Annotated in this window: 9 protein-coding genes; 4 read left to right on the forward strand and 5 right to left on the reverse strand. The window is 67.9% G+C overall.

Annotation, left to right across the window (positions count from 1 at the left end; all coding sequences use genetic code 11):
- Positions 1 to 17: 17 nt before the first annotated feature.
- The 4 genes from EV652_RS17410 to EV652_RS17425 are packed head-to-tail and all read right to left on the reverse strand — an operon-like array spanning position 18 to position 6,797.
- Positions 18 to 3,755 carry a hypothetical protein gene (locus tag EV652_RS17410; RefSeq protein ID WP_132210170.1) on the reverse strand — a complete coding sequence of 1,246 codons (3,738 nt, stop codon included), beginning with the start codon at positions 3,753 to 3,755 and terminating at the stop codon, positions 18 to 20.
- 2 nt (positions 3,756 to 3,757) lie between these two features.
- Entirely contained in the window at positions 3,758 to 4,585 is an 828-nt protein-coding gene (locus EV652_RS17415) for a carbohydrate ABC transporter permease (protein ID WP_132210171.1), read from the reverse strand.
- Positions 4,582 to 5,514, reverse strand: a complete 933-nt coding sequence (locus tag EV652_RS17420; RefSeq protein WP_132210172.1) for a carbohydrate ABC transporter permease — start codon at positions 5,512 to 5,514, stop codon at positions 4,582 to 4,584. Before EV652_RS17420 ends, EV652_RS17415 begins: the two co-directional genes overlap by 4 nt.
- Positions 5,511 to 6,797, reverse strand: a complete 1,287-nt coding sequence (locus tag EV652_RS17425) for an ABC transporter substrate-binding protein (protein ID WP_132210173.1) — start codon at positions 6,795 to 6,797, stop codon at positions 5,511 to 5,513. Before EV652_RS17425 ends, EV652_RS17420 begins: the two co-directional genes overlap by 4 nt.
- A 318-nt stretch (positions 6,798 to 7,115) precedes the next feature.
- Here EV652_RS17425 and EV652_RS17430 point away from each other — a divergent pair, with 318 nt between their 5' ends.
- Both EV652_RS17430 and EV652_RS17435 read left to right on the forward strand, forming a co-directional pair.
- On the forward strand, positions 7,116 to 7,817 hold the full coding sequence (locus EV652_RS17430; RefSeq protein WP_132210174.1) for a hypothetical protein: 702 nt from the start codon (positions 7,116 to 7,118) through the stop codon (positions 7,815 to 7,817).
- A 156-nt stretch (positions 7,818 to 7,973) separates the two neighbouring features.
- On the forward strand, positions 7,974 to 8,678 hold the full coding sequence (locus tag EV652_RS17435) for a hypothetical protein (protein ID WP_132210175.1): 705 nt from the start codon (positions 7,974 to 7,976) through the stop codon (positions 8,676 to 8,678).
- Positions 8,679 to 9,147: 469 nt separating this feature from the next.
- Here EV652_RS17435 and EV652_RS17440 read toward each other — a convergent pair whose 3' ends face one another.
- Entirely contained in the window at positions 9,148 to 10,659 is a 1,512-nt protein-coding gene (locus EV652_RS17440) for a serine/threonine-protein kinase (RefSeq protein ID WP_242001825.1), read from the reverse strand.
- 76 nt (positions 10,660 to 10,735) lie between these two features.
- On the opposite strand from EV652_RS17440, the gene EV652_RS17445 reads away from it, so the two are divergent.
- Together EV652_RS17445 and dhaK are read left to right on the forward strand one after the other, a co-directional pair.
- Complete coding sequence (locus EV652_RS17445) at positions 10,736 to 11,314, forward strand: RNA polymerase sigma factor (protein WP_242001826.1); 579 nt, start codon at positions 10,736 to 10,738, stop codon at positions 11,312 to 11,314.
- A gap of 160 nt (positions 11,315 to 11,474) precedes the next feature.
- Positions 11,475 to 12,479, forward strand: coding sequence for a dihydroxyacetone kinase subunit DhaK (dhaK, locus tag EV652_RS17450; RefSeq protein WP_132210176.1), 1,005 nt, complete (start codon positions 11,475 to 11,477; stop codon positions 12,477 to 12,479).
- Positions 12,480 to 12,481: the final 2 nt, after the last annotated feature.

A 12,481-nucleotide genomic window follows, 5' to 3' on the forward strand; every position in this document is an offset into this window, starting at 1 on the left:
GGCAGCGCTCGGCGGGACTACCTCCTGTCCTTCGGTCCCGATCCCGCGACGCGGACTGGGCCGAAGAGGCCTGAGGTGTTTTGGCCGGGGAAGATGAAGTGGGTCGGGCTGATGGCGTCGAGGTGGGGGGCTGCGGTGTTGAAGACTTCGACCGTGAGGGTGTGTTCTCCTGGCGCGACGCCGGTGAGGTCGAAGGTGTACGGCGAGCAGAAGCGGGAGCCGATGCTGACGCCGTCGATCAGTACTTCGGCCGTTCCTCGGACTCGGCCGAGGTCCAGGGTCGCGGCTTCCGGGAGGACGAGGCGGCGGGTGTAGCGGACGCCGCCGCTGTACTCGGACAGACCGTGAGTCTCCCAGTTGCCCAACGGCATTCGGCCGGGGCCAACGGTCGCCCTGATCGGTGCGGTGAGAGCGGCGCCGGCTTCGTGGCCGGGGGTGGTCATCAGGGTGAGCCAGCCGGTCTTCCCACCTGCAGGTATGTCGGCGACAACCCTGCCTGTGCCAGTGGCGAGTTGCTCGCCGTCGACGCTGAGGACGGCCTCACCGACCAGGTCGACCTCGAGGCGGGTTGTGCCTGGCGGGAGGTCGAAGCGCAGGTGTTCGATCCGGTCGGGTGATGGCCGGGGGACGGCGAACGTGACGGGCTCGACCACGGTGGTATCCGTACCGTCGAGCCAGGCGGCGGCCGGGAGCGGATGAGGTCGGCGGGTGAGGTGCAGGTCGGCCAGCGCACGGTGCCACGGGCGCCGTCGTCCCGTCGGCACAGTCGATCCGTCGACGGTTGCCTTCCAGTCGTGGTCGGGGATCACCAGACCGTCGACCAGGATTGGGGTCGGCCGGGTCACCTCCACCACGATCGTGTTCTCGACCCCCGGTCGCAGTACGGCGGCCGCGTCGTACCGCCGTACCCGAGGGGTCGGCCGCTCGTACGGCATGAAGCCACCCTGACGACCCACTTCGAGATCGTTCACGTACAGCCGCGCCGATCCCCACGCGGTCAACGTGAGCTCGGTGCAATCACCGGGTACGACGGTCGTGCTGTAGCGGATCGCCGTACCAGACCCCGGCGAGTCGACCGCGATCCACTCGGGCCGACGGTACGACGCCACGTCGCGAACGAAAGCCACATTCGCCCGGAGGTCCAGCCGCTCGGACGGCGTCAACCGCAGCTCGAGCTGATGCGTGCCGGCCTGGAGAGCCACCTCGACCGAGCCGAAGTAGCCGCCGTCGTCGGAGATCGGCAGCGGCTGACCGTCGATCAGCAACTCCTTGGCCGCCGGCGCCCCAACGACCACCGTCGAACTCAAGGTCGACGCTAGCTCGAAGGCCGCGGCGAACGTCACTGTCTGGCCGGCGTCGACAGTGCCGAAGTCGAGGAAGTCCTCCGGGACGTGACCCTTCGGGCCGAGCGCGTGGTGATGGATGTGGTCCTTGCGGATCCCCAATGACTCTGAGTACTCGACGGGCTCGCCGTTGATGAGACCGTGCGGCCCGAAGGTCGCGTGCGCCGGTCGCCAGTCGTCCGAACCCTCGACGCGATGCTCCAGCGCCCAGCGCTCGACCACGACATCACCTGAGGGAGCCTTGGCCGGCCAAGCGAAGTCGCCCCACGTGTTGTCCAGGGTCGGAATCAGCTCGACGTCCCAGTCACCCTCGAGCGTCGACTCCACCCGCACGCCCGGCTCCTCAGCCACCGCAGACGGGTTGCCCTCGGCAAACACCACCAGCGCGGCAGGGCCGTGATCGAACGGAACGACGACCTCACCGTCCTTGCAGGCAAGAGGTTTCGAGGAACCGTCGAACGGATTCACCAGCAGCGGCGGGCCTGGCATGTCGCGGACCCGCAACCTCACCTCGTCCAGATACCGCGAAGGATCGAAGGAGTACCCAACACTCGCCCACTCGTGACTGATCCCCCGCCCCACAGGCTGGCCGTCGATCTGCGTCGCGCTCCACTCGGTCGGCGTGACGAACACGACCAGCGCGTCGTCGACCTCCCGAGTCAGCACCGGCACGTCCGCCTCCACCCGCCGCGGCAACCGCGCCAGCGACGAAGGCACATCAGCGGCCTCGGCCACCACCACAACCTCACCGGACAGCCCGTCAGGAACGGCGCCTACGGCAACTACCAACCCGCCCGCGGCGGTGAACTCGGAGAGCCGCTCGATCACGGCATCCTCGAGCACGGTTGCCGCAGGCAACACAATGGCCGAGTACCGCTCGTCCGCGATCGACAGCTGCGGCCCGTCCGCCACCTGGGCGCCGGCCAGCGACTCGTCGTCGATCACATCCGCGTCGATCCGCGCCCGATCCAGCACCCCGAGCACTGGTGCGAACCAGGTCGCATCCCCGACCAGCTCCCGGTACACCTCCTGAGCAAGCAGCGCCGCAGGACCAGGCCCGTCCATGGTCAGATCGGCCTGAGCCGTCGCATTCGGGAACAGTACGGCGACCTCACACACGTGCCGCCCCAACGACAACGCCGCGCACAGCCGTGTCACCGCATCCGCGAACGCCTTGTGATGCCGCCAGTACGGCTGACGCCAGTCAGTTGACGGCGGTGCCCATTCCCACCACCCGGCCCGCGTCGTGTAGTAGACGGCATGCGGGTTGTACAGCGTCGCCCCGGTCCGCAACCACGGCAGCAACCAGTCGAACGTCTCCTCCAACGTCCCACCCCATCCGGTGGAGTGAAACGCCTCGATCCACGTCCGCGGCCGCTCGTACAGATGGGCCAATGACGAGTGGATCCGCGCATCACCATGGTGGTCCGACCCCGGCGCACTGAACCACCGATGCGTCCGCGCATAGTCGGCGTACAACTCGACACCCTCGACCGGCAGCCCGGCTCGCGCCGGATCCTGCTGGTCGCACCCGACCACGAGCCCATGCTTCTCGTGCCACTCGTGCAACGGCCGGAAGAACGCCTCCTCCGCCAACGACGCCCTCAGCGCGTGGTAGTCCCGCCGTACCCGATCCCCATCCGGTACGGCGGAATCCCACAGCGCACTGAGTCGGTCGCGGAGGTCGTACCCATAACGCGCCAGGAATCGCTCTGCGAAGTCAGCGGACCACGTGGGCACCGACGGCAACTCGTCCTGGAACGACCCGACCACGACCCGACCAAGTCGGTCCCCCAGCCGCCGCTCGAACTCACCGTGCACCTGATCGAGCAACGCCGTACAGGCGGAAGGACTCAGGTAGTCGAACCCATGGTCCGTCTCGTAGAACAACGACAGCTGGGACTCGACGAGCACCTCACACGACGCCCCGGCCGCATCAGCAACCACCTCAGCCGCAGGCTCCACCGCCGCAGAGATCACCCGACCACCCGCCGGACACCGCACCGTCAGCCGCCCAGTCCCACTCACCGTCAGCCGCTGCAGACGACGACCGGCGTACACGGGCTGCCGAGCCACCAACCGCGCCTGGATGTCCGCCCCGGAGAACCCGAGTTGGTCGTAGAACCACAACGAGACACCCAACTCGGCAGCGTCGTCGCAGACCCCGAGGAAGATCTCCCACCACCGCTCCGAGAAGAACGGCGGATCGTCCGCATCGCACCCGTGGTCGGACCCAGCCGGGGCCAGATTCAGTACGACGAGTTGGTACACCCCACCCTCGACGAACCGCTCGAGCTGCCAGCGCAGCCGAGCCGGGTCGAGCGGTTCGCCGCTCCACCACCAGATGGGCGCAGGTGAGTAGGCCCTGGGCGGATCGGTCAGAACCGACGCCAGGCGAGGGGGAAGTGCCACGGTTATCCCTTCAGGCCGCTGGAGAAGCCGCGAATCACGTACCGCTGGAGGACCAGGAAGACCAGCAGAATGGGCAGCGCGGCCAGCACCAGGCCGGCTGCGACGAGTCCGTAGTCCGAGGTGTATTCGTTGACGAAGGCAAACACCCGGACCGGGACGGTCTCCCGGCCGGAGCCGCCGAGGTAGAGCAACGGCGTGAAGAAGTCGTTCCAGATGTGGACCGCGTTGAGGATCAGCACGGTGCCGGTGATCGGCCGCAGCAGCGGGAAGATCACGTACCCGAACGCCTGCAGGTGCGAGGCGCCGTCGATCAGCGCCGCGTTGGTGTAGTCGGCCGGCAACGACCTGATGAACCCGGTGTAGAGGAACACCGTGAACGGCAACTGGATCCCGGTGTAGAACAGGATCATCCCCTGGTAGGTGCCGAGCAGGCCCATGTTGTTGACCATTTGATACAGCGGGATCATCCCGAGCTGGAACGGCAGGATGATGCCGACCAGGAACAGGATGTAGAGGCTGTAGCTGAGCCTGGATGCCGTACGGGCCAGGAAGTACGCCGCCAGCGACCCGAGCACGATCAACACGACGACGCTGCTCACCGTGATGAGCGTGCTGTTGAGCAGCGCCGAGCCGAGTGAGGCCGACTGCCAGGCCTCGCCGAAGCTGCCGACCGACGGCGGATCGGGGAGCGACAGCGGCTTGTTCGCGATCTGCTCCGGATCCTTGAAGGCCAACGTCACCAGGGCGTAGACCGGGAACAGGAACATGATCGCGACCGCGATCATGACGACCTCGCGCACCAGGGTGCGTGGGCGGTAGCCGGTCCTCATGCCGTCGTCTCCCTCGAACGCAGATAGCCGATCTGGATGAAGGAGACCGCCGCGACGAAGATCGCCAGCACCAGTGCGACCGCGGTGCTGTAGCCGAACTTCCCGAACACGAAGGCCTGCTTGTAGAGCACCGTCGACAGCGTGTCCGTCGCGTAGCCCGGACCGCCGTTCGTCATCGCGATGATCTGGGTGAACAGCGTCAGGCCGCCGACCGTCGACAGCATCACGTTGATCGTCGTCGCCGGCGCGAGCAGCGGCCAGGTGATGTGCCGGAACCGCGCGAACAGGCCGGCGCCGTCCACCATCGCGGACTCCTGCAACTCCTGCGGCACGCCTTCCAGCCCGGCCAGGAAGATCACCATCGAGTAGCCGGCGCACTGCCAGATCACCGTGAACGCGACCGACCAGATCGCCAGCGAGGGATCACCGAGCCAGTCCTGCCGCAACGCCCCGAGACCGATCGCGTTCAGCGCGGCGTTGAGCCCGGCGTCCGGCGCCGGGTTGTAGACGTACTTCCACAGGAACGACACCATCACCGGGCTGACCACGACCGGCGCGAAGAAGATCACCCGCAACGCCATCCGGCTCTTGATCCCCGTGTGTACGCCGAGTGCCAGCAGCAGCCCGATCCCGTTCTGTACGACGACGATCGCAATCGTCAGCAGCAACGTGTTGCGCATGGCCCCCAGGGCCTGGTCGTCATGAACCAACTGCTTGAAGTTCTCCAGCCCCACGAACGACCGCTGCTCCCCAACCCCGGACCAGTCGGTGAACGCCGACCCCGCCCCGACAATGCTCGGATAGAGCATCACCAGCGCGTACACGACCAGCGCCGGCACCGCGAAGAACCACGGCGGCGCAATCCCGCCCCCGCGACGCCGCGGTGCCTTCGCGGCATCCCGCCGTACCGCTGTAGTGATAGCCGTCATGCGGTCTTCCGGTAGGCCTCGTCCATCTTCTTCAGGGCACCCGGGACCGTGCTTTTGCCGCCGAGGAGTTCTTGGACCACGGCGAAGTGGGTGGGCTGGACCTCGGCGTTCGGCCAGCGTTGGTCCATGAAGGGGACGGCCTTGTTGTCCTTCAGGTAGGGCAGGAAGGGCTTCAGGACCGGGTCGACCTTCGCGTCACCGTCGGAGTACAGCGGGACACAGGCGACCGCCTCGGCCCAGGCGTTCACAACCTCCGGCTGGCCGCAGTACTCGATGAACTTCTTCGCCTGGTCGGCCTTCTTGCTCTTCGCGCTGACCGCGATACCGACCACGACCCCGCCGGGGATCCAGTTGTCCGCTTCGACGTCGGTGGCCGGGAACGGGAACATGCCGAGGTCGTCCGGTGACGGCGCCGCCTCGCGGAAGGCCTGCAGGACGGCGGACACCTGCACGGCCATCGCGGCCTTGCCGGTGCCGACCATCGAGGTGGCCTGCTCGTACGTCGTCCCATTCGGGTTGTCGTTGAAGTAGCCCTTCTTCTGCAGCTCCAGGTACTTGTCCATCGCGTCGGCCCAGCCGGAGTCGGCGAACGACGCGTTGCCGGCGGTCATCTTGTCGTCGAAGTCGGGCGTCTTGGCGTAGACCGTGCCGGGTACCAGCGCGTAGTCGATCAGCTGGGTCACCCACGGGGTCTGCGCGCCGAGGGCGATCGGGACGATGCCCTTCTTCTTCAGCTTGTCGCAGACGGCGAGCAGCTCCGACCAGGTCTTCGGCACCTCGACACCGGCGCTGGCGAACGCCTTCTTGTTGTAGATCGCGCCGAGCACGCTGGTGCCGGGCGAGAAGATGAAGGTCTTGCCGTCGTTCTGGAACGCGCCCTTGAACCCGGTCGGGATCTTCTGCGTCCAGGACTGGTCGCTGAGGTCGGCGAGCAGGTTCGCCTTGCTCAGCTGGACCATCGACATCGCGCTGCCGTTACCCGGGTACACCGCGTGCAGGTCGGGTGCGTTACCGGCCGCGAGCTGCGCGCGGAGCGCGGTCTGCAGCTGGTCGGCGGGTGAGAACGACAGGTTGAAGTCGAAGTCGGAGTGCGCCTTCTTGTAGTCGTCCAGCGCCTTGCGCAGACCGGCCTCCTGGCTGCCGGCGCCGATCACCTTCACCTGGCCGCCGGACGACGACGAGCCGCCGCCGTTGCCGCCACAGGCCGCCAGCGTGCCGACGGCGGCGGCGCCACCCATCAGCTGCAGGAGACGCCTCCGACTGACGGACTGATCGAGTGCCATGGTTCCTCCTGAGCCGCGGGGCGAGAGCCCGCCCCTGAATTACCGCCGAGTGATGTGAAGTAACCGCGATGGCGTGTTACTTTCTTCACGCGGGACGCTACGGACGGCCCGAGGGGGTGTCAAGACCTCGTTGAAAGGATTCAGTCCGGTCCGGCGCTCCGAAACCGTTTGGGTCGCTGCCCGGGTCGCCTGAGAAGATGTCGCCGTGCCCGCGACCGCCTGCGCCCTGCCGGCCAGCACGCCGTACGACGTGCTGCGCTCCGTCATGCCGTACGACGGGATCGGCCGGCACCACGTGACGCCCGGACCGGTGCACGCGTGAAACGTCCGATTCTGGTCACGGCCATCCTCCTGATCACCCTCCTCGGCGCCGCCGCCGGCTACTACGCCGGCGACCGCACCGCGCTCCCGGTCCCCACCGCGGCCGGCGCGGCCGTCCCTCTCGGCGAGGTCTCCCCGACACAGTCGGAGCTGACCCGGAAGACCCCGGAACCGAACAACCTGGCGGCCCTACAGCCGGGCGAGTTGGACTTCCGCACGCAGAAGTTCACGGTCCAGCAGGATTCGCAGCCCTCGGTGCGACTGTCGGTGCGGGTGCCGGACGGTTGGGAGAAGACGATCAACAAGGAGACGCCCGGCGAGGTGAAGTTCCTCGACTCGCTGCGCGAGCGCGGCGCGCGGGTGGAAGCCGGATTCCGGCCCGGCCTGACCACGACGCAGATGCGGGACAAGCTGATCCAGGGCCTCGAGTCGAGCCAGCCGTACGAGAACAACCTCCAGATCGTCGCCAAGACCGACGACACGATCACCGGCACCGACGGCCGGCCGCGGATGACGTCCACCGTCGCCTACACCTTCATCCCCGGTAAGACGCTGCGGTACGTCCTGGTCCGCTGGGTGGCCACCGCCGGCGACTCCCTGGCGACGGTGGAGATGTCGATCACTGGACTACCGCAGGACATGAAGGCGCTGAACCTCATCGCGGACCAGGCGGCCAAGTCGGCAACGCCCGAGGACTGAGGCATTGAGCGGTGCCCGAAAGGGTTTTCACGGAATTGTTACCCGGCCGCCGCAACCTCGCGGCGGGCTACGGTGTCTTTGGAGTAGGGGAACTGGGGAGGTGAGGCAGGCGTGGCTCGTCGGGGGACTGTAGGCGCTCTGCTGGGTTCTGGACTGGTGGCGATCACCGCACTCGGCGGAGCGGGTGGATATGGAGTCGGCCTGCTGACCGCGGTCGATCGCTCGGCCGCGGCTGCCGGTACGGCGGCTCCGCTGGGGGCCATCCGGACGTCGACGTCGACGCCCTCGACCACTCCGTCGCCGACGTCCACACCGCGCGTGATCCAGCCCGACAACTCACCCCCGCTCGACGCGTCCGAGCTGCGCTACAAGACCCGCTCGTTCGACGTGGAGTACGTCTACAAGTCACAGGTCTCGGCCCGCGTGCCCGCCAACTGGAACATGACCCGGCCGGACCCGCCGCGCACCGCCCGGTTCACTGACCCGACCGGGAAACGCTGGATCCGGGTCGAGGCCGGCTTCACCATCCAGCGCCCGCCGGCCGCGTCGATGGAGGCGCGGATCCTGGAACTCAACCGGCTGCCGAAGGACCAGATGCTGAAGTACATCTCCAGCACGGTCGAGGGCAACTACGCGACCTTGGTCTACACCTACGTGCCGCCCGCGTCGCTGGCACCGGTGGCAACGGTCCGCTACGTGATCGTCCGCTGGGTCGCGGACGAGAGCGGCCTCTGCGCCGTCGAGATGAGCTCCACCGGCCTGCCGCAGGACAAGAAGGCCCTGATGACGGTGATCGACAAGGCCGCCTCTAGCGTCGTACGACGCGACAGCCCGCTCGACTCGTCAGAGAAGCCCAGCTAGGGCTCGGCGACCGGAGTCAGTGAGGTACACGGCCCGTTGACGCGGGCGACGGCGTACCCAGTCACGCTCCAGCAAGGAATCCGCCAGGGATGCACCCATGCGGCCGGCCAGGTGGTGGCGTTGTTCGCTCCAGTCCACGCAGAAGCGGAGTAGGCGCCGGCTGGACTTGCCGGGCGACAGGTCGACGCCTAGCTCGGGGAAGACGTCAGCCGCGGCAGGACCCAGTTCATAGGGCCCGTCCGATAGCTGCTGGGCCGCCCGTGAATCGTTGCCCCGGAAACCGGTACGTCGAACTCCGCACAACCGTCGATCACGCAGTCCGACGTACCCACCGCACAGGATCTTCAGTCGATCGGCCAGATGGTGCGGAAGATGGTGGAGCGGAGGCGGTAGAAGCGGCGCCGGGCCGAGTGGATGAAGGCAGGCGACGGCCGGAGCCGTTCGCTCGGAAAATGCATGAGGGACTTCCTCAACCGGAGTACTTCACCGAATCGGCCATCTCGACTGCGCGAACAAGGTCCGACTGCGGCACCATGACCTGGACGAGCAGCGAGCGGGCGTCCCCCCGCTCCACGACTCGCTGGAGGAGCACCATACCGGCATCCCCGCAGCCGCTGGAGACCCGGCCCGTCGTGTTCTGGCCGTCCAGGTTCCCGTTCGGCTGATCCTCGTCCTGGCTGCATCCGAACTGGGCACTGTCCGGCAGCGTCAGCTTCGCATCCGCCAGTCCGACGAAGATGCCGGGAGTGCCGGTCGACGACCAGTCGGCATCCCGGCTCACCCGGAGCGCCGGATAGGACCCGCTGCCACCGGGCGGCTGCCAGTCCGATTGCGCCACGGACTTCGCCCAGCCGCGCGGAAGGTCCACGGAGAACCCACCCTGCGAGACCGTGATCGACTCGCGGTCGGCCAGATACCGCTGGCCCACGAACCCGGCTCCCCCGCCCACGATCAGAGCGAGGACCGCGGCGACGACCCATCGACCTCGCCGGCGCTTCGGTGGCGCGACCGACTCCGCGGCGGCCGGCGGCTCGGTAGGTGCGTCCACAGTCTCTGCCGGCGCAGGCGTCTTCACGATCGTCGGCTTGTTGGCGTCACTAAGGGCCGTGTTCTCGCCGACGTCGGACGTGGAGGTGGACGTGGAGGCGGAGACGACGACGGTCTCGCGGGCGGAGACGGTCGACGGGACGAAGTTGTGGGTGGTCTCGTCGAGGGCGCCGACGAGTTCCCGGGTGAACGACTGGACGTCCGGCCAGCGCTTCTCCCGGTCCGGGTCGAGGGCGCGGACGATCGCGCTGTCGATCTTGTCCGGCAGGTCGAACCCGAGGGTGCTCGGCGGTGGCGCCGCGGTCACCCGAGAGGCCGCGCCCAGCCCGTCGACCTGATGCGGTGAGCGCCCGGTCAGAGCGGCGTACGCGACGGCTCCGAGAGAGTACTGGTCTGCGCGCTGGTCCAGCCGCTCACCCATCGCCTGTTCGGGGGCGACGTACGACGGGGTGCCGCCGGGCATTGTGATCCGCGACACTTCGTCGAGCGACTTGCCCAGGCCGAGGTCGGACAGAACTGCCCGCTCACCCTCGTCCGTACTACGGAACAGAACGTTCGCCGGTTTCACGTCACGGTGCAGCAGACCGCGCCGGTGCAGCGCCTGCAGGCCGCGGCCGACCTGGACGACGACGTCGACCGCATCCGGGAGCGCCAGCGGTTCCTTCTTCAGCCGATCGGCCAGCGTGCCGCGATCGGCGTACGTGAGCACGAGAAACGGCCGCCCGTCCTCGAGTTCGCCGACATCGTGGACCTGGACCACGTGCTCGGACTCGACCCGGCGCAGGAACCGGCCCTCCTCGAGGAACCGGCGACGGACCGTGTCGTCATGCCCCCAGTTGTCCGCGAGGACCTTGATCGCGACCTCGGCATCCAGTTGCTCATCGTGAGCAAGCCATACCGTAGCGAACCCGCCCGAGCCCAGGCGTCGTCGCACGACGTAACGGCCTAGCCTGCTTGGGACCCCCATACAGGGCATTATGGATCACTGGGAGTCCCATGCCGGGGGCCTGATGACAGCAAAGGCGCAGATGAGCGAGAGCAGCAGCCCGACCGACGACCTCGGGGCCCTGGCGGAGCGTGCCCAGGGCGGGGACAAACACGCGATGGACGACCTGCTGCGGCAGGTTCATCCGCGGGTGCTGCGAATCTGCCGCAGCGTGCTGCCGTACTCCGCCGACGCCGAGGACGCGGCCCAGGAAGCCCTGCTGAACATCGCCACCAAGATCAACTCGTACTCCGGTCGCAGCAGCTTCTCCACCTGGGTCCACTCGGTCGCGGCCAACTCGGCTCGCTCGACGTACCGCAAGCTCAAGCGCACCGCCCAGGCCGCGCACAACCCGGAGACGATGGAGCGGCCCGACCCGCGCACCACCAGCGTCATCGCCGGCACCCGCCTGGACCTGCTCGAGGCCCTCGAGATCCTCGAGCGCGACCGCCCCCAGATGGTCACGCCGCTCGTCCTGCGCGACGTGTACGGCCTGTCGTACGAGGAGATCGCCGCCCTGGTCGGCGCCCCGCTCGGCACCGTGAAGTCCCGGATCCACGACGCCCGCGAGGTCGTCCGCCCCCTCCTCCGTCCCAAGGACTAACCCTCCCTCCCCTCCCGATTTCGCTGGTTGGCCAGCGAAATTGTGGGTTCTCCACCCTTGATACGGGTGCCGAACCCACCACCTCGGTGGCCAACCAGCGAAATGAGGCGGGGTGGTTGGGGGCTCCCGGAGACGCCCGGGGTGTGCTCAGATGGGGGGCATGAAGAAGCTCATCAACGAACCTGGTGATGTTGTGAGTGAGGCGCTGCGGGGGATGGCGGCAGCGCATCCGGATCGGTTGCGGGTGGATCACGAGAACCGGATCGTGTACCGCAAGGACGCACCGACGCCGGGGAAGGTGGGGCTGATCTCCGGAGGCGGGTCGGGGCACGAGCCGATGCACGGCGGGTTCGTCGGGCTCGGGATGCTCGACGCCGCGTGTGCGGGTGAGGTGTTCACCTCGCCGGTGCCGGACCAGATGATGGCGGCGACCAAGGAGGTCGACGCCGGGGCCGGCGTACTGCACATCGTGAAGAACTACACCGGCGATGTGATGAACTTCGAGATGGCCGCCGAACTGGCCGCGGCCGACGCCGGGACCGAGGTGCTGTCGGTGGTGACGAACGACGATGTCGCCGTCCAGGACAGCCTGTACACGGCCGGTCGCCGCGGTGTCGGCGTCACCGTGCTGCTGGAGAAGATCGTCGGCGCCGCGGCCGAGGAGGGCCGCTCGCTGCAGGAGGTCGCCGACCTGGCGAAGAAGGTCAACGACAACGGCCGCAGTATGGGGATGGCGCTCACCTCGTGCACCGTGCCGGCGGCAGGCAAGCCGACCTTCGAGCTGGCCGAGAACGAGATGGAGGTCGGGATCGGCATCCACGGCGAGCCCGGCCGGCAACGGTTGCCGCTGGCACCGGCCAAGGACGTCGCCGCGATGCTGGTCGACCCGGTCGTCAGCGATCTGCCCTACCAGCAGGGCGACTCGGTGATCGCGTTCGTGAACGGTATGGGCGGTACGCCGCTGATCGAGCTGTACCTGATGTACAACGAGGTCGCCCAACTGCTCGACCGGGCCGGCATCACCATCGCCCGCAACCTGGTCGGCAACTACATCACCTCGCTGGAGATGGCCGGCTGCTCGGTCACCCTGCTCAAGGTGGACGACGAACTGGTACGCCTCTGGGACGCACCGGTCAACACCCCCGGCCTACGCTGGGGCGCGTGAGC

Source organism: Kribbella steppae (assembly GCF_004342025.1).
Classification (GTDB): domain Bacteria; phylum Actinomycetota; class Actinomycetes; order Propionibacteriales; family Kribbellaceae; genus Kribbella; species Kribbella steppae.